18 protein-coding genes are annotated in these 16,659 nt (G+C 57.8%); 14 read left to right on the forward strand and 4 right to left on the reverse strand.

Annotated elements, in window-relative coordinates; genetic code table 11:
• Positions 1-49 precede the first annotated feature (49 nt).
• From hisB to coaA, 7 genes are read left to right on the forward strand one after another with little or no spacing between them, the layout of a single operon-like run.
• Complete coding sequence (gene hisB, locus GA830_RS04530; protein ID WP_195163915.1) at positions 50-655, forward strand: imidazoleglycerol-phosphate dehydratase HisB; 606 nt, start codon at positions 50-52, stop codon at positions 653-655.
• A gap of 12 nt (positions 656-667) precedes the next feature.
• Positions 668-1,138: a DUF2628 domain-containing protein gene (locus tag GA830_RS04535; protein ID WP_195163916.1), complete on the forward strand. Its 471-nt coding sequence runs from the start codon at positions 668-670 to the stop codon at positions 1,136-1,138.
• Positions 1,138-1,788 carry an imidazole glycerol phosphate synthase subunit HisH gene (hisH, locus tag GA830_RS04540; RefSeq protein ID WP_195163917.1) on the forward strand — a complete coding sequence of 217 codons (651 nt, stop codon included), beginning with the start codon at positions 1,138-1,140 and terminating at the stop codon, positions 1,786-1,788. Before GA830_RS04535 ends, hisH begins: the two co-directional genes overlap by 1 nt.
• Positions 1,785-2,549: a 1-(5-phosphoribosyl)-5-[(5-phosphoribosylamino)methylideneamino]imidazole-4-carboxamide isomerase gene (hisA, locus tag GA830_RS04545; RefSeq protein ID WP_195163918.1), complete on the forward strand. Its 765-nt coding sequence runs from the start codon at positions 1,785-1,787 to the stop codon at positions 2,547-2,549. The genes hisH and hisA overlap by 4 nt, the downstream gene beginning before the upstream one ends.
• Positions 2,546-3,340 carry an imidazole glycerol phosphate synthase subunit HisF gene (gene hisF / locus GA830_RS04550; RefSeq protein ID WP_195163919.1) on the forward strand — a complete coding sequence of 265 codons (795 nt, stop codon included), beginning with the start codon at positions 2,546-2,548 and terminating at the stop codon, positions 3,338-3,340. Before hisA ends, hisF begins: the two co-directional genes overlap by 4 nt.
• 9 nt (positions 3,341-3,349) lie before the next feature.
• A complete protein-coding gene (locus GA830_RS04555; RefSeq protein ID WP_195163920.1) occupies positions 3,350-3,664 on the forward strand; it encodes a phosphoribosyl-ATP diphosphatase in 315 nt (104 codons plus the stop codon).
• Between the two features lie 31 nt (positions 3,665-3,695).
• Entirely contained in the window at positions 3,696-4,655 is a 960-nt protein-coding gene (coaA, locus tag GA830_RS04560; RefSeq protein WP_195163921.1) for a type I pantothenate kinase, read from the forward strand.
• Here coaA and GA830_RS04565 read toward each other — a convergent pair.
• From GA830_RS04565 to GA830_RS04580, 4 genes are all read right to left on the reverse strand, one after another.
• Positions 4,650-5,285, reverse strand: coding sequence for an alpha-ketoglutarate-dependent dioxygenase AlkB (locus GA830_RS04565; RefSeq protein WP_195163922.1), 636 nt, complete (start codon positions 5,283-5,285; stop codon positions 4,650-4,652). The two genes, coaA and GA830_RS04565, sit on opposite strands and share 6 nt — an antisense overlap.
• An 86-nt stretch (positions 5,286-5,371) precedes the next feature.
• Complete coding sequence (gene lysM, locus GA830_RS04570; RefSeq protein WP_195163923.1) at positions 5,372-5,887, reverse strand: peptidoglycan-binding protein LysM; 516 nt, start codon at positions 5,885-5,887, stop codon at positions 5,372-5,374.
• A gap of 94 nt (positions 5,888-5,981) precedes the next feature.
• Positions 5,982-6,416, reverse strand: a complete 435-nt coding sequence (arfB, locus tag GA830_RS04575) for an alternative ribosome rescue aminoacyl-tRNA hydrolase ArfB (RefSeq protein ID WP_195163924.1) — start codon at positions 6,414-6,416, stop codon at positions 5,982-5,984.
• Positions 6,417-6,582: 166 nt separating this feature from the next.
• Positions 6,583-8,193, reverse strand: coding sequence for a phosphoenolpyruvate carboxykinase (locus GA830_RS04580; protein WP_195163925.1), 1,611 nt, complete (start codon positions 8,191-8,193; stop codon positions 6,583-6,585).
• Between the two features lie 356 nt (positions 8,194-8,549).
• Between GA830_RS04580 and GA830_RS04585 the strand changes: the two genes are divergently transcribed.
• From GA830_RS04585 to GA830_RS04615, 7 genes are all read left to right on the forward strand, one after another.
• Complete coding sequence (locus tag GA830_RS04585; RefSeq protein WP_195164765.1) at positions 8,550-9,251, forward strand: response regulator transcription factor; 702 nt, start codon at positions 8,550-8,552, stop codon at positions 9,249-9,251.
• A gap of 26 nt (positions 9,252-9,277) precedes the next feature.
• Entirely contained in the window at positions 9,278-11,041 is a 1,764-nt protein-coding gene (locus GA830_RS04590) for a sensor histidine kinase (RefSeq protein WP_195163926.1), read from the forward strand.
• Between the two features lie 3 nt (positions 11,042-11,044).
• Positions 11,045-11,491, forward strand: a complete 447-nt coding sequence (locus GA830_RS04595) for an HPr kinase/phosphorylase (RefSeq protein ID WP_195163927.1) — start codon at positions 11,045-11,047, stop codon at positions 11,489-11,491.
• A gap of 164 nt (positions 11,492-11,655) precedes the next feature.
• Positions 11,656-12,057, forward strand: coding sequence for a PTS sugar transporter subunit IIA (locus GA830_RS04600; protein WP_195163928.1), 402 nt, complete (start codon positions 11,656-11,658; stop codon positions 12,055-12,057).
• On the forward strand, positions 12,054-12,356 hold the full coding sequence (locus tag GA830_RS04605) for an HPr family phosphocarrier protein (RefSeq protein WP_195163929.1): 303 nt from the start codon (positions 12,054-12,056) through the stop codon (positions 12,354-12,356). The genes GA830_RS04600 and GA830_RS04605 overlap by 4 nt, the downstream gene beginning before the upstream one ends.
• 140 nt (positions 12,357-12,496) lie before the next feature.
• Positions 12,497-13,900 (forward strand): adenosylhomocysteinase, encoded by a 1,404-nt coding sequence (ahcY, locus tag GA830_RS04610; protein WP_195163930.1) that lies wholly within the window; start codon positions 12,497-12,499, stop codon positions 13,898-13,900.
• 192 nt (positions 13,901-14,092) lie between these two features.
• Entirely contained in the window at positions 14,093-16,657 is a 2,565-nt protein-coding gene (locus GA830_RS04615) for a sensor histidine kinase (RefSeq protein ID WP_195163931.1), read from the forward strand.
• Positions 16,658-16,659: the final 2 nt, after the last annotated feature.

Consider the following 16,659-nt stretch of genomic DNA (forward strand, 5'->3'; position numbering starts at 1 on the left):
CTCGCCATGCTGGTAGAAGGCACGCGTTCACACAGCGGAGAATGGCCACATGGCTTCCGGCACCGAGCGGCGCGCCAGCATCAGCCGCAAGACCAATGAGACCGAAATCAGCGTTGACGTTGATGTTGATGGTAATGGCAGTTTCGAAATTTCCACCGGCGTCGGCTTCTTTGACCACATGCTGGAACAGCTTTCGCGTCATTCCCTCATAGACATCACGGCAAAGGCGATGGGCGATCTGCACATCGACGATCATCACACGGTCGAAGACACCGGTATCGCGCTCGGCCAAGCCATTTCGAAAGCTCTGGGTGATCGCCGCGGCATCACACGCTACGCTTCGCTGGACCTCGCCATGGATGAGACGCTGACGAGTGCAGCGATCGATGTTTCTGGCCGGCCATTCCTGGTCTGGAATGTCGCGTTTTCGTCCTCCAAAGTAGGTGCTTTCGACACCGAACTGGTTCGCGAATTCTTTCAGGCGTTGGCACAGAACGCCGGCATTACGCTACACGTGACCAACCGGTATGGCGCCAACAATCACCATATCGCCGAAACCTGCTTTAAAGCGGTTGCGCGCGTGCTCCGCACCGCGCTTGAACGAGATCCACGTCAGGGCGATGCGGTGCCTTCCACCAAAGGCACGCTAATATAAAAGGGCGGGCCGATGGCCGTTTTTATTGCAATGGAGCCGGCGAAATCCGCCGAAACAGGCGATGCCGTATTGGTGCGCGACGGCTTTACCTATCTGGCCTTCCTGCTCCCTGTCCCATGGCTGCTATGGCACCGGCTATGGATTGAGGCTGCGTTCGCACTGGCTGCCACGCTTGCCTTGGGCGGACTTGGCGCTGTAGCGGGTCTTGGCACAGCCGCGCCGTGGCTGACTCTGTTGGTCTCGCTCTATCTGGGACTTGAAGCCTCGGCGCTGCGACTTTGGGCGCTTCGTCGCCGCGGCTGGCAAGATAGCGGCGCGTTCGAGGCCAACAATTACGACGAAGCAGAAGTTCGCTATATGGTCGAGCAAGGCCTTTTGGAGGCTGGCGAAAATCCACAACAGTGGGTGCATTTGAAGCCGGCCGCACGGCAGGTCTCCACTCATGCCAATACCGACCTGCTCTTGAGCTCTGGAACGACCTGATGCGCGTGGCTATCATCGACTACGGGTCGGGCAATCTTCGCTCAGCCACCAAAGCCTTCGAGCGCGCTGCGCGAGAGGCAGGCATTGCTGCGCGGATTGAGCTGACTTCGGACGCAGAGCGCGTCCGAACAGCAGACCGCATTGTGCTACCAGGCGTCGGGGCTTACGCCGATTGCGCAGCAGGACTGAAGTCCGTGGAGGGCATGTGGGAGGCGGTTGAAGAGGCCGCGATAGGGCGGGGAAAGCCCTTCCTGGGCATTTGCGTGGGCATGCAACTGATGACCGAGCGCGGGCTTGAAAAGACGGTTACTCAGGGTTTTGGCTGGATTGCGGGTGACGTGAAAGAAATTACCCCGGCTGACGCGAGCCTGAAAATTCCACAGATCGGCTGGAACACGCTTTCGGTTCAGCACGAGCATCCGCTGTTCAACGGGATCGACACCGGCCCAGGCGGATTGCACGCATATTTCGTGCACTCCTATCAACTGGATGCTTCCAAACCCGAGCAGGTTTTGGCGACGACCGATTACGGCGGCGCGGTTACTGCTGCGGTTGCACGCGACAATCTCGTGGGCACACAGTTCCATCCTGAAAAGAGCCAGACGCTGGGTCTGGCGCTTATTGCCAATTTCCTGAGGTGGAAGCCGTGATCCTTTTTCCAGCTATAGATCTCAAGGACGGCGAATGCGTTCGCCTAAAGCTTGGCGATATGGACCAGGCGACGGTCTACAATGTTGATCCGGGGGCCCAGGCAAAAACGTTCGAGAGCCAGGGTTTCGAATGGCTGCATGTGGTCGACCTGAACGGGGCGTTTGCCGGCGAATCGGTTAATGGCGCAGCCGTTGAAGCCATACTTAAAGCGACGAAAAACCCGGTCCAACTCGGCGGTGGTATTCGCTCACTGGACCATATTGAAAGCTGGCTCTCCAAAGGCCTGGCGCGGGTTATTCTCGGCACCGTCGCCGTCAAAGACCCCGCGCTTGTGATCGAGGCGTGCCGGAAATTTCCGGGAAAGATTGCGGTTGGCATTGATGCCAAAGGCGGGAATGTCGCGGTAGAGGGCTGGGCCGAAGCCTCGACGCTCCAGGTGGTCGATTTGGCAAAAAAGTTCGAGGGCGCGGGCGTTTCGACCATCATCTACACAGACATCGATCGCGACGGCGTGCTTGCGGGCATCAACTGGGAAGCCACCATTGCTCTGGCTGAAGCAGTATCCATTCCCGTCATTGCGTCAGGCGGGCTTGCGTCGATAGCCGACATTGTGCGGATGACGATGCCGGACGCGCGCAAGCTTGAAGGCGCGATCTCCGGTCGCGCGCTTTATGATGGTCGCATTGATCCAGCGGAAGCGCTGTCGGTCCTGCGTGGCGAAAATAGCCCGGAGCCGGCCATGTTCGAGGTCGAGCGATGACCCTCAAAGCCCGTGTCATTCCATGCCTCGACGTCAAGGACGGTCGTGTTGTCAAGGGCGTCAATTTTGTCGATTTAATCGATGCTGGAGATCCGGTCGAGGCCGCAAAAGCCTATGATGCGGCGGGCGCTGACGAACTGTGTTTCCTCGATATAGGCGCCACGCACGAGGGACGGGAAACTATTTTTGATGTCGTTGCGCGCACCGCAGACCATTGCTTTATGCCGCTAACGGTAGGCGGCGGTGTGCGCGCGGTTGCCGACATCCGCAAACTGCTGCTGGCCGGTGCCGACAAGGTGTCGATCAACACGGCGGCGGTGAAAAACCCGGAGTTTGTGGCAGCTGCTGCCGACAAATTCGGCAATCAGTGTATTGTTGTTGCCATCGACGCCAAGAAAGTCTCAGGCGCTGGAGAAACCGACCGATGGGAGATTTTCACCCACGGGGGGCGCGAACGCACTGGCATCGACGCCATCGAGTTTGCCCGCAAAGTAGTGGATCTCGGCGCCGGGGAGCTGCTGTTGACCTCCATGGATCGCGACGGCACCAAGTCAGGCTACGACACTGAACTGACGCGCGCGGTGGCTGATGCGGTGCGCGTCCCGGTCATCGCCTCTGGCGGTGTCGGCACGCTCGATCATTTAGTTGCTGGCATTCGAGAAGGCCATGCGACCGCAGTTCTGGCAGCGTCGATCTTTCATTTTGGTACATATACGATTTCGGAGGCCAAAGCCTTTATGGCGGGCGCGGGCATCCCCATGCGGCTGGACTCAGCCGGACAACCGACTTAAAGCGCCGCAATGAGCGCATTCTCACTCTCCGACCTGGAAAAGATTATCGCGGATCGCGCAACCTCGGGCGACCCGCAATCATGGACTGCGAAGCTCGTGTCCGCAGGTATGGACAAGGCAGCCCAGAAGCTGGGCGAAGAAGCCGTGGAAACGGTAATAGCGGCTGTGAAAAGCGACCGTGAGGGGCTCGTTTCCGAGAGTGCCGATCTCATCTATCATTGGATGGTGGTGCTGGCGGTGGCAGGGGTTCCCCTGTCAGAAGTTACAGCCGAGCTGGAAAAGCGCACCGCCCGAAGCGGGACTGCCGAAAAAGCGTCGCGCTAAAGGCTACCGACACTGCAGAAGGGTATGCTCATTGGATCAGCTGGTTCCGACTGAAAAATACTCCCCATACCGGATATTTTCCGCGGCTGAATGGGCGCATTTTCGCGCCGACACGCCGCTCACCCTCACCGAAGACGAGGTGCGCAGGTTAAGCTCGCTCTATGATCCGATCGATCTGGACGAGGTTCGGCGTATTTACCTGGCTATGTCGCGGTTGGTCTCGACCCATGTCGAGGCAAGCCAGCTTCTGTTTGAACAGCGCCGCGTTTTCTTCAACACAGACAATGCGGTCAAGACGCCCTTCATCATCGGAATGGCCGGATCAGTGGCGGTCGGAAAATCCACCACAGCGCGCATACTGAAGGAACTGATGGCCCGCTGGCCATCGAGCCCCAAGGTTGATCTCGTTACCACCGACGGGTTTCTGTTTCCCAACGAGATTTTACGCAACAAAGGCCTGATGGAGCGAAAAGGCTTCCCCGATAGCTATGATGTCGGCGCGTTGTTGCGCTTCCTCTCCGGCATCAAATCTGGCCAGCCCAACGTGCGCGCGCCACTCTACTCGCATCTGACCTATGATGTTCTCCCTGGCGAGTTCGTGACGATCGACCGGCCAGACATCTTGATTTTCGAGGGGCTGAACGTACTCCAAACCCGTGAATTGCCCCAAGATGGCAAGGCGGTGCCCTTCGTTTCCGATTTCTTCGACTTTTCGATCTACATCGACGCGGAGGAGAGCCAGATACATGAGTGGTACATCACTCGCTTCATGCGGTTGCGAGAGACAGCATTCCGCAACCCGGACTCCTTCTTTCACCGCTATTCAAAATTGTCGCAAGATTCGGCACGCGCCATAGCGGAGGGCCTCTGGACAAATATAAACCTCAGGAACCTCAAGGAAAACATATTGCCTACGCGTCCTCGCGCTGACCTCATCTTGCGCAAGGGCGCGGACCATCTTGTGGAGGAAGTAGCGCTGCGCAAATTATGAACGCGTTTCGGCCTCGGCTGGAGTTGTCACCCGTCGCAAGGTCAAGTTGATACGCCCGCCATTTTTGAGCAGACCCGATGTCGACGGATAAATTCGATCGACGCCATGGAAGGCAAGCCTGGCCGCGCCGCCCAGAACAACCACATCCCCGCTCTCGAGACGAAATGAAACGGTAGGCAGATCGCGCCGCGCTTGGCCAACGCGAAACAGACAGCTATCGCCGAGCGAAATCGAAACCACCGGGGCGTCGAAATTCTGTTCGTCCCTGTCCTGATGCAGGCCCATTTTGGCGCTCGGCTCATAGAAATTAACGAGGCACGCTTCCGGTGGATGAGCATACCCCGAAACGTCACTCCAGATGCGCAGCAAGGCCGCTGGTATCGTCGGCCAGGGCGTCCCCGTTTCGGGGTGGTTTGCCTGATACCGATAGCCTGCCTGCCGGTCCGTCACCCATCCGAGTGTCCCGCAATTGGTCATTCTTACACTGAGCGGCTTGCCAGTACTGGGCATTTCCGGTCGATAAAACGGAGCTGCTTCCACGACTGCGCGGACATCGGCAACGAGCGCTACCTGCGCGTCGCGGGTCAGATATCCTGGTATATGCCGGACACCTTTTGGAAGAACGAGCATGAGCGCCTGCGAAGTTTGCCTCTTTCAAAGCGAAAACGGCGGCCTGGGGCCGCCGTTCCATTGGAAAGCCGCGAAACCTGCCGCGGTCAAGCCGTTTCGATATCGGGAATACGCAGCACCTGACCGGGATAGATCTTGTCGGGATGCGTGAGCATCGGCTTGTTGGCCTCGAAGATGATTGGGTGCTTGGCGCCCTTACCTTTGCCGTAGGCCTTTTCCGCGATCTTCCAGAGATTGTCGCCCTTGGCCACAGTATAGAATTTCGGCTCCTTGGCAGGCGTTGCTGCCGCGATCACCGAATTCATATCCACCGACGGGTCAAGTTTCAGGCCTGATTCCGGGGCCACCACCCTCAATTCGCCAGCCTCGACCTTTGAGACACCCAATGTGTTGCCCACGGCGATGATTGCTTTCTCGAAAGCGGACTGGTCGGCAACCACACCCTTGAGAATTGCCTTGTCGCCTTGAATCTCGATCTGCACCTGCTCGGTTCCAAGCTTGTGCGAATCGAGATCTTTTTTCAGATCCTCTGCCTTTGGAGCGTCGTCGCCGCCGATGCCGAGCTTCTTGCCGACGGATTTAACGAAATCGAACATACCCATGATGAAGGGCCCTCTCTATGTTGCCGCGATGACGCAACTTTGCATCTGGGCCACAAAATTGGAAGCCGCATTTCATTCTCGGTGCCAGCTGCCATTAATCGTTTTCTATTTTGCCACGCAGCTTTTTCACGGTTGAACGCCCGGCTTTGGTTTTCAGCCGCCGCTCCACCGCGCCCTTGCTTGGCCTCGTCTTGCGGCGCGGTTTCGGCGGCGGCTCGGCCGCCTTGGCAACCAGTGCGGTCAGGCGTCCTCGTGCATCGGCCCGGTTCTGCTCCTGTGTGCGATAGCGTCCAGCTTCAATGACAATAACGCCATCTTTGGTGGCGCGCTGTCCTGCGAGCTTGATGGTTTGCTCGCGAACGCGTTCAGGCAGCCCGCGCGCATTAAAAGCGTCGAAGCGCAACTGAACCGCCGTTGCAACCTTGTTGACGTTCTGGCCGCCGGGACCCGACGAGCGGATAAAGTTTTCTACAAGCTCGTCTTCGCCGATGAAGACGCCTGGGCCGATGTCGATGCCGCCCGCGCTCATTGTGCTCTGGCCTCAAGTTGGAACAAGCATCGGCCAAATAGGGATCGTGGCGACATTGCCTGCTCCAGGTTCAGCACTTGCAACAAGCCATGCCCCGGTTTTAGACAAAAGAAAAGTCCGGCGCTGACGCCGGACCTTCAAAATTCGATTCTGCCGGGCGCCAAGACTATTCTGCAGCTTCCCTAGCCTGGGGCGCGGCGCCCAGGACGGAGCCATCGACATGCGCCTCGAACTTGGCAAAGTTGGCGATGAACATCTCAACAAGCAGCTTTGCCTGCCGATCATAGGCCGCACCATCTGCCCAAGTCCCGCGCGGATTGAGGATCGCCGGGTCTACACCCTCAACATGCACGGGCACCGCGAAGCCAAAATTCGCGTCGGTGCGGAACTCACCGTTGCGGAGTGAGCCGGAAAGTGCTGCCGACAACAATGCGCGAGTGGCCGATATTGGCATGCGCTTGCCAGTGCCATACGCTCCACCTGTCCAGCCGGTGTTCACAAGCCAGCAATTGACCTTGTGCTCGGCGATCAGAGAACGCAGCAAATTACCATACTCCGACGGGTGGCGCGGCATGAACGGCGCGCCAAAGCAGGTGGAGAAGGTGGCTTCAGGTTCGGTTACGCCCTTTTCAGTCCCAGCCACCTTGGCGGTGTAGCCGGAAAGAAAGTGATACATCGCCTGCGCCGGCGTCAGCGCGGCAATCGGGGGCATCACGCCGAAAGCATCTGCGGTCAGCATAATAATGTTCTTAGGATGAGCGGCGCGGCCAGTCTCGCTGGCGTTGGGGATGAAATCGAGCGGATAGGCGCAACGGGTGTTTTCCGTTAGGCTTCCATCGTCGAAGTCGGGGACGCGCTCCTCGTCAAGCACGACATTTTCAAGCACGGTGCCGAAACGCTGAGTGGTGGCAAAAATTTCTGGCTCGGCTAATGCCGACAACCGGATCGTTTTGGCGTAGCAGCCACCTTCGAAATTGAAAATACCGTCATCGCCCCAACCATGCTCGTCATCGCCGATCAGTGTCCGCTTCGGATCCGCTGAAAGGGTTGTCTTTCCGGTGCCCGAAAGCCCGAAGAATACCGCCGCGTCACCGTCAGGTCCCGCATTTGCCGAGCAGTGCATCGGCATCACCCGGTTCTGCGGGAGAAGGTAGTTGAGTGCGGTGAAAACCGATTTTTTCATTTCACCGGCATAGGATGTGCCACCGATCAGAACGATTTGCCGCGTCAGATCAACAGCGATCATTGTCTCGCCACGGCTACCATGGCGGGAAGGGTCCGCGCGGAACGATGGTAGATCGATAATTGTCATCTTCGGCAGGAAGCCTGCCAAAGCCACAGCGTCCGGGCGGATAAGCAGGTTGCGGATGAACAGCGAATGCCATGCATATTCAGTGACGACGCGCGTAGGCAGGCTATTGGCGGGGTCTGCCCCGCCAATGAGATCCTGTACAAACAGGTCGCGGGTGGTGGCATGGGCCTGAAAATCGGCGAGCAGCGTGTCAAACTGCGCCGACGTCATCGCCTTGTTGTTGTCCCACCATACGGTGTTTTGAGTGTTGGAATCGCGCACGACAAATTTGTCTTGAGGCGACCGCCCTGTGTGCTGGCCGGTTTCGGCAAGCAGCGCGCCATGTGCGGTGAGGATGGCTTCGCCGCGGCGCAAAGACTCTTCGTAGAGCTGCGCTGCGCCGAAATTATAGTGGACCTTGCCAGTTGTGTGCAGTCCCGCCATGTCAATCCCGCAGGAAGGATTGCGTTTGCCCATCTCGTTCATACTGGCTCCCAGTCGCAGCTTGTTCCAATCCGTCGGAACAGGCGCTGGCGCGATCCGTTACGAGGCGAACTAATCGAGAAACAGAAAAGATGAGTGATATCAAATCATTAATCGATTTAAAGATTTTAGAAATCTTTTAAACCGTTTATATTGCAGGCCAGAATACACGAAAGGGTGACGCGCTGACCAAGGATCGGAGGCGTTGCGTTGCGAGACCTGGATAGCAGTCGGGGTGGCGTACCGCCTTCAACTGTGACATTGGCGGAAGTTCATGCCACATTTTGTGCCTAGTTTGTCCTCCAAAAGCCCCTTCCGCATAATGGAAGGGACATCCGCTCATGAGGGAGCCGCTTGATATGGCCACGATCGCGCTTGTCGACGATGACCGAAACATTCTGACATCGGTTTCGATTGCTCTGGAATCGGAGGGATATCGGGTCGAGACCTATACCGATGGGGCATCCGCACTTGAGGGTCTGGCGGCCCGTCCGCCGAACCTTGCCATACTTGATATCAAAATGCCGCGCATGGACGGTATGGAATTGTTGCGCCGCCTGCGCCAGAAAACTGATTTGCCGGTCATCTTCCTGACATCCAAGGACGACGAGATCGATGAATTGTTTGGCCTCAAGATGGGTGCCGATGATTTTATCAGAAAGCCCTTCTCGCAGCGTCTTCTGGTTGAGCGGGTCAAGGCAGTGCTGCGCCGCGTCAGCGCCCGTGAAGCGGCCGCCAAAACTCCGAACCAGCAGTCCCGCTCGCTGGAGCGCGGCCAATTGGTGATGGACCAGGAGCGCCATACCTGCACCTGGAAGGGCGAGCCGGTGACGCTCACCGTGACTGAATTCCTGATCCTGCACTCGCTTGCGCAGCGCCCGGGTGTGGTCAAAAGCCGTGACGCGCTGATGGATTCGGCCTATGATGAGCAGGTATATGTCGATGATCGAACGATCGACAGCCATATCAAGCGGCTGCGCAAGAAGTTCAAATCGGTCGATGACGACTTCGAGATGATCGAAACGCTTTACGGGGTAGGCTACCGTTTCCGCGAGGCGTAAGCCTTCCCCGGGTCGGCCTGGTGCACATGGCGGTAGAAGCGGCGAAAAGACCAACAACGACAAAGCGACCGCAGCGGCTCGTGAGCAAGCTCACATTGCGGCTGCAGCGCCTGCTTGGCCATTATATGTTTTCCAGCCTCACGCGGCGCATCCTGTTTCTCAATCTCGCCGGATTGGGCGTGCTTGTCTCCGGCATTCTCTATCTGAACCAGTTCCGCGACGGGTTGATCGAGGCGCGGGTAGAGAGCCTGATGACGCAGGGTGAGATTATCGCCGGAGCGATAGCGTCATCAGCAACCGTCGAGACCGACTCCATCAGCATCGATCCCGAGAAGCTGCTCGAGCTACAGGCCGGTGAGAGCCTCGCGCCGGGATCGGATCAGTTGGACAGCCTTGATTTCCCGATCAATCCGGAGCGCGTTGCGCCGGTGCTGAGGCGACTGATCTCACCCACGCGCACGCGGGCCCGCATCTACGATCGAGACGCCAATCTGCTTCTCGATTCACGCCATCTGTATTCGCGCGGCCAGATCCTGCGCTACGACCTTGCGCCCGTCGAAGAAGAAGACGAGGGCGCGCTGACGCGGATAGAGCGTTTTATCTCAACCATCTTCCGCCGTTCGGGATTGCCACTTTACAAGGAACAGCCAGGCGGTAACGGGTCTGCATTCCCCGAGGTCATGAGCGCGTTGACAGGCGTCCCCTCGAAAGTGGTCCGTGTGAGCGAGCAGGGAGAACAGATCGTTTCCGTTGCGGTCCCGGTACAGCGTTTCAGGGCAGTGATGGGTGTCTTGATGCTGTCCACTCAAGGCGGCGACATCGACAAGATCGTGGCGGAAGAACGCAAGGCGATCCTGCGCGTGTTTGGTGTCGCAGCGCTGGTAACGGTCGTCCTCTCAATGTTGCTTGCATCGACCATCGCAAACCCGCTGCGCCGCCTATCGGCAGCCGCGGTCCGTGTCAGGCGCGGTGTGAAAAGCCGCGAGGAGATCCCTGACTTTTCCGATCGGCAGGATGAGATTGGCAACCTGTCGGTCGCCCTGCGCGACATGACCAACGCGCTCTATGCTCGTATCGAGGCGATCGAGAGCTTTGCAGCCGACGTTTCACACGAGCTGAAAAACCCGCTGACTTCGCTTCGCAGCGCTGTCGAAACACTGCCATTAGCCAGGAATGAAGAGTCACGTGGCCGCCTGATGGACGTCATCCAGCACGATGTTCGCCGCCTCGACCGTTTGATCACCGACATCTCCGATGCATCGCGGCTTGACGCTGAACTGGCCCGCGACGACGCACGCCGTCTTGATCTTAAAGTATTCCTGACTGATTTGGTGGATGCATCGCAGGAAACAGCGCGCCACAAAAAGAAGGTCGAGATCACCTTTCAGTCTGACAAGCCGCCGCAGGGCAAAGGCTTCACGGTGATAGGTCATGATCTCAGGCTGGGCCAGGTGATTACCAACCTGATTGAGAATGCTCGTTCCTTTGTGTCCGATGAAGGTGGTCGCATCGCCATTTCGCTTTCGCGTCACGGCAAATTTGTCGTCTTGACGGTAGAAGATAACGGGCCTGGCATTCGTGCCGATAATATCGAGCGCATTTTCGAGCGCTTCTACACCGACCGCCCGTCCGGTGAGGCTTTCGGCCAGAATTCCGGCCTCGGTCTGTCGATCAGCCGCCAGATTGTAGAAGCGCACAGCGGCACGCTGACCGCGGAAAATATCCCAGGGGGCAAACCGGGCGAAGTCCGCGGTGCACGGTTTTTGGTAACAATTCCGGCAGAAAGCTGAGCTGTGCCGACAGACAACATCCACGCCTCTGCTGTGCTTTTGGGAGATCGGGGCGTGGTGATCAGCGGCCCGTCCGGATCGGGAAAAACCACGCTCGCGTTGGCCCTGCTCGACCGTTTCAATTCGCGAGGCATATTCAGCAGGCTGGTCTGTGATGATCAGATATTGGTCCGCACCGTTGATGGGCGCGTGATCTGCAACACACCAGAGCCCATCGCTGGGCTCATCGAGGTTTTTGGCCTCGGTCCAAGGCAAATCGGTCACGAGGCGAGAATGATCGCCGACCTGCTTGTCCAGTTAGTGCCTTATCAACAGGCGGAGCGTTTTCCCGAACCGGCGCATGGTGTCCTCGCCGGATGCCAAATTTCACGCCTTCAGCTTGCCGCAGGCAGCGCAGCGTCCGCAACTCAGGCAGTCGCCGCGTGGTTGGCGGCATCACCTTTCGGGTAGTTCTGTGCCAGACCGCCTGCAAATGCGTCAAAATGGCTCTACGGGGTGCAAAATTGTGCTTGTCAACGGGCCTGCGGTCGACAAGATAGCGCTCCTGCCGCCGGGCAAGCCGGCTGGCGAAAGTATGATGAGCCCAAAAGGGCCATGACGGGAGCCAAAGCAGAATGATCGGACTCGTGCTCGTGACGCACGGTCAGTTGGCCGAGGAGTTCCGCAACGCCGTTGAACACGTCGTCGGACCCCAGGAAAAATTCGAAACCGTCGCCATCGGTGCCGACGACGATATGGAGCAGCGCCGCCGCGACATTGTTGAGGCAGTTGGCAATGCTGACAGCGGTGCCGGCGTTGTAATCCTGACCGACATGTTCGGCGGCACGCCCTCCAATCTCGCGATCTCGGTGATGGAACCTGGTCGTGTAGAAGTGATTGCGGGGATGAACCTGCCTATGCTCATCAAGCTCTCGAGCGTGCGTGCCGGCGATGATATGGCAGCGGCGCTCGCCGAGGCTCAAACGGCCGGTCGAAAATATATCAATGTCGCCAGCCAGCTTCTGAGCAGCCGATGACCGGACCGGATGCCCGCAATCCGGCGATGAAACCCACCCGGGAATTCCTGATCGTTAACCAGCGGGGCCTTCACGCCCGCGCTTCGGCGAAGTTCGTTTCGCTGGTGAGCGGCTTCGACGCTGTCGTCGAGGTAGAGAAGGACGGTACTACCGTGGGTGGAACATCAATAATGGGGCTTATGATGTTGGCGGCAAGTCCGGGATGCTGCATCCGCGTTTCGGCATCGGGCGCAGATGCTGAACTCGTGCTTGATGCACTCCAGACGCTGATAGCAGATCGCTTCGGCGAAGAGATGTAGGCCTCGTCGGACACATGCAGAGATAATGATTTCTTTATGTCCATTGTAGAGGCTGGCGTCCTCTGATAGTCAGGGCACCAATTCCACGTATCAAATCGCGTTTGATCGCGAACCACCACATCCTCGCACGGAGCACCATCATGGCGGCTGGCATCAAAGACTACCATGTAGCAGATATTGCATTGGCCGATTACGGTCGTAAGGAAATTAACATCGCCGAAACCGAAATGCCGGGCCTGATGGCCTGCCGCGAGGAGTTTGGCGCTTCGAAGCCGTTGAAGGGCGCCCGCATATCTGGGTCGCTGCACATGACCATCCAGACGGCAGTTCTGATCGAGACACTCAAGGTGCTTGGCGCGGAGATACGTTGGGCCTCCTGCAATATTTTCTCGACACAGGATCATGCCGCCTCGGCCATCGCCGCCTCGGGCATTCCTGTCTTCGCGGTAAAGGGCGAAACGCTGGACGAATACTGGCAGTATACGGACCAGATTTTCCAGTGGAGTGATGGCGGAACCACCAACATGATCCTCGACGATGGTGGCGATGCCACCATGTACATCCTTATTGGCGCGCGCGCCGAAGCCGGCGAAGACGTGTTGTCCAACCCTGGCAACGAGGAAGAAGAAATCCTGTTTGCCCAGATCAAGAAGCGCATGGCCGCCACACCGGGCTTCTTCACCCGCAACCGTGAGGCTATCCGGGGCGTCACCGAAGAGACCACCACCGGCGTCAACCGGCTGTATCAATTACAGAAGAAGGGGTTGCTGCCGTTCCCGGCAATCAACGTCAACGATTCGGTTACCAAGTCAAAATTTGACAATAAATACGGTTGCAAGGAATCGCTGGTCGACGGCATCCGCCGCGCCACTGATACCATGATGGCCGGCAAAGTCGCGGTTGTTTGCGGCTACGGAGATGTTGGCAAAGGCTCGGCAGCCTCGCTCAGCGGCGCCGGCGCGCGCGTCAAGGTCACAGAAGTGGATCCGATCTGTGCCTTGCAGGCAGCGATGGACGGCTATGAAGTAGTGACGCTGGATGATGCGGCGGCGAATGCCGACATTATCATCACGACGACCGGCAACAAGGATGTCATCACCCTTGATCACATGCGCAAGTTCAAGGACATGGCGATTGTCGGCAATATCGGCCACTTCGACAATGAAATTCAGGTTTCTGCTCTGCGCAACCAGAAATGGACCAACATCAAGCCGCAGGTCGACATGATCTCGTTTGCCGATGGCAAGCGCATGATCCTCCTTTCCGAAGGGCGCCTTCTCAACCTAGGGAATGCGACTGGTCACCCAAGTTTTGTGATGTCAGCCTCGTTCACCAATCAGGTGCTGGCCCAGATCGAATTATGGACCAAGCCCGATCACTACACGAACGAGGTCTATGTGTTGCCAAAGCATCTCGACGAAAAGGTCGCAAGACTGCACCTCGACAAGCTTGGGGCCAAGCTGACCGAGCTTAGTGGCGAACAGGCAGCCTATATCGGCGTGGCGCCAACGGGCCCATTCAAGCCAGAACACTATAGGTACTGATACATACTCACCTACATACAACATATTGAAGCCGGGCAATTGACATTTTGCCCGGCTTCTTTTTACGCCTGAACCTTCTTCACGTCGATTCGCTCAGACTGTACAGTGGGTGATTCGCGACGCCTCGGGCTCCAGGGTCGGGGGACGACGGAGCGCCCTAAGGCGGTCTTGAGGCGGCGGAGAGGAACAGACATGCCATTGGAATGCCCGCTTCAAGCGGGAGACGCCTTGACCGGCGGCCACATCGATTCCAACCTAGCGCAGCCTGCTGGAAGTACGGCGCAGTGGTGGAACACGGCATTTGCACGAGGTTCCCGCCCTGCCGCCTACGCGGCGCTGTTACTTGCCGCGACCACCTCATCACGAGCTTTCGCCCAAGAGCAGGAACAGGTTAACCTGTTTAGTCTTCACACGGTTGACGTGGTACAGGCCGCTGTAGTGGCTGGCGTTACGGGTGCGGCATTGCTTTGCGCCGTTTGGCTTATTCGCGAACGGGCGAGGATAGCGGCCGATAATGTTCTTCTGCGGGCCAGGGTAGCCGATATCAACGCCTCGCTGCAGCGATCCGAGGCGTTACTCAACCTGCGCGATCAGCGCATCATTGTTTGGGCCGGAGACAAATCCAGAACCGAGATCGTAGGCGTGATCCCGCCCGAAACCGGTGCGCCGGAAGATCGTGCGGGGTTTTTGGCCTTTGGGCGCTGGCTGATGCCACACTCCGCCGCAGCACTTGAGCAAGCGGTTCAGGCATTGCGCGAGCGTGCGGTAGCTTTTGATTTGATTCTCGAAACACAGAAGTCAGTGCCGCTTGAAGTGCAGGGTCGCAAGACTGCCCAGCATGTGCTTGTTCGCTTTGTGTCGCTGTCAGAAACGCAGAGCCGCGCAGCAAGGTTGGAACTCGACAATCACCGCCTTCAGCAGGAACAGGAAACTATTCTTGGGCTCGTCGATACGCTTAAAATGCCTTTCTGGATACGGGGCGCCAACGGCGCGTTGCACTGGGTAAATAAGGCGTTTGCACAGGCTGTTGAAGCGCGTGATGGCGCGGCTGCTGTACGCGATAGCAAGGAGTTTCTGGGCGCACAGGCACGCGACGCGATTGTGAGGCAGCATGCACACGCATCTGCATTCGAACAGACGATTTCGGCGGTGATTGAAGGTGACAGAAGGATGTTTGCCGTCACCGACGTTGCCGGCTCAGGCGGCTCGGCGGGTATCGCCATCGACATGACGGCTGTCGAAGCTATCCGCGAGGAGTATGAGCGCACACTGCGCAGCCACGCCGACACGCTCGACCAACTCACCACAGCAGTTGCAACCTTCGATGCCAACAGCCGACTCATATTTTTCAATCAAGCCTTCCAGAAACTATGGGATTTTGAAACCAAGTTCCTCACAGACGGTCCAGACAATGCTGCCGTGCTGGATCGACTGCGCTCGGATGGCAAGCTCGCCGAACAGCCGGAATGGCGGCGCTGGCAGGACACCATTATGGCTGCCTACCGCGCTGTTGAACCGCAAGAGCATTGGTGGCATTTGCCGGACGGGCGCACCCTTCGTGTCATTGGGAATCCTCAACCCAAGGGCGGAGTTACCTGGGTGTTTGAAAACCTGACTGAGCGCATCGACCTTGAAAGCCGTTACAATACAGCTGTCCGCGTGCAGGGCGAAACATTGGATAATTTGGCTGAAGGCGTCGCTGTGTTCGGGCCGGATGGTCGGGTGAGGCTGGCTAACCCCTCCTTCTCACGCCTATGGGGCCTCGATCCGGATTTCGTAAAGCCGAATACGCATGTTTCGGAAATCAGGGCGGTTTGCGATATCCTCACAAACGACAGCCCTTGGCGCGAGTTCGTTGCAGCCGTTACCGGCTTCGACGATGAACGTCGCGACCGCCACGGTCAGGCTGAACTAAAAAACGATAATATTTTGCGCTATGCAATCATTCCCCTGCCAAATGGCCAGGTCATGATGACATTTGTGGACATCACGGACAGTGCGAGTGTCCAAAAGGCGCTGAAGGAAAAGAATGAGGCACTGCAGCGTGCCGACCAGTTGAAAAACGATTTTGTGCAGCACGTGTCCTATGAATTGCGCTCGCCACTGACCAACATTATCGGCTTTACCGAATTGCTGGCACAACCGGAGACTGGGCCGCTTACCGAAAGGCAGCGCGACTATGTCGGCCATATCGGCTCGTCGTCATCCGTCCTGCTCACCATCGTCAACGACATTCTTGATCTGGCAACCGTTGACGCTGGCATCATGGAACTCGAGATCGGTGAGATCAACGTGGACCAGACGGTGAACGCAGCGGCCGCCTCTGTGGGCGAGCGCCTGCGCGAACACGCAATCACGCTCGACCTCGATCTGTCGCGCGCCCCTAAGACTTTCAACGGGGATGAAAATCGTGTCCGTCAGATCCTTTTCAACCTCTTGAGCAACGCTTCAAATTACGCGCCGGCCAACAGTGCTATCGAGCTGACGTGCGAAATGCACGATGGGCAAATCCAGTTCCGCGTTCACGATGATGGACCCGGAATGTCGCCGGACGTTCTTGATACCGTATTCCGCAGGTTTGAACCGCGCTCCAATGGCGGCCGCAAGCGTGGAGCAGGCCTTGGCCTCTCTATCGTAAAAGGCTTTGTCGAGCTTCACGGTGGCAGCGTCCGTATCGATTCCGCAACGGATCGCGGAACCACTGTCATATGCCAGTTTCCACTCGTGCCGGCTCGCGCCCGCGCCGCCGCAGAATAGTC

The organism is Mesorhizobium sp. NBSH29 (genome assembly GCF_015500055.1).
In the GTDB taxonomy this organism is placed as follows: domain Bacteria; phylum Pseudomonadota; class Alphaproteobacteria; order Rhizobiales; family Rhizobiaceae; genus Neomesorhizobium.

Excerpts from the sequence above, each read along its gene's own strand:
- GA830_RS04585 (WP_195164765.1), top strand. The coding sequence starts at position 8,550 with ATGGCCACGATCGCGCTTGTCGACGATGACCGAAACATTCTGACATCG.
- ahcY (WP_195163930.1), top strand. The coding sequence starts at position 12,497 with ATGGCGGCTGGCATCAAAGACTACCATGTAGCAGATATTGCATTGGCC.
- GA830_RS04605 (WP_195163929.1), top strand. The coding sequence starts at position 12,054 with ATGACCGGACCGGATGCCCGCAATCCGGCGATGAAACCCACCCGGGAA.
- hisB (WP_195163915.1), top strand. The coding sequence starts at position 50 with ATGGCTTCCGGCACCGAGCGGCGCGCCAGCATCAGCCGCAAGACCAAT.
- GA830_RS04600 (WP_195163928.1), top strand. The coding sequence starts at position 11,656 with ATGATCGGACTCGTGCTCGTGACGCACGGTCAGTTGGCCGAGGAGTTC.
- GA830_RS04615 (WP_195163931.1), top strand. The coding sequence starts at position 14,093 with ATGCCATTGGAATGCCCGCTTCAAGCGGGAGACGCCTTGACCGGCGGC.
- arfB (WP_195163924.1), bottom strand. The coding sequence starts at position 6,416 with ATGAGCGCGGGCGGCATCGACATCGGCCCAGGCGTCTTCATCGGCGAA.
- lysM (WP_195163923.1), bottom strand. The coding sequence starts at position 5,887 with ATGGGTATGTTCGATTTCGTTAAATCCGTCGGCAAGAAGCTCGGCATC.
- hisF (WP_195163919.1), top strand. The coding sequence starts at position 2,546 with ATGACCCTCAAAGCCCGTGTCATTCCATGCCTCGACGTCAAGGACGGT.
- GA830_RS04580 (WP_195163925.1), bottom strand. The coding sequence starts at position 8,193 with ATGAACGAGATGGGCAAACGCAATCCTTCCTGCGGGATTGACATGGCG.
- hisH (WP_195163917.1), top strand. The coding sequence starts at position 1,138 with ATGCGCGTGGCTATCATCGACTACGGGTCGGGCAATCTTCGCTCAGCC.
- GA830_RS04535 (WP_195163916.1), top strand. The coding sequence starts at position 668 with ATGGCCGTTTTTATTGCAATGGAGCCGGCGAAATCCGCCGAAACAGGC.
- GA830_RS04555 (WP_195163920.1), top strand. The coding sequence starts at position 3,350 with ATGAGCGCATTCTCACTCTCCGACCTGGAAAAGATTATCGCGGATCGC.
- GA830_RS04590 (WP_195163926.1), top strand. The coding sequence starts at position 9,278 with ATGGCGGTAGAAGCGGCGAAAAGACCAACAACGACAAAGCGACCGCAG.
- GA830_RS04565 (WP_195163922.1), bottom strand. The coding sequence starts at position 5,285 with ATGCTCGTTCTTCCAAAAGGTGTCCGGCATATACCAGGATATCTGACC.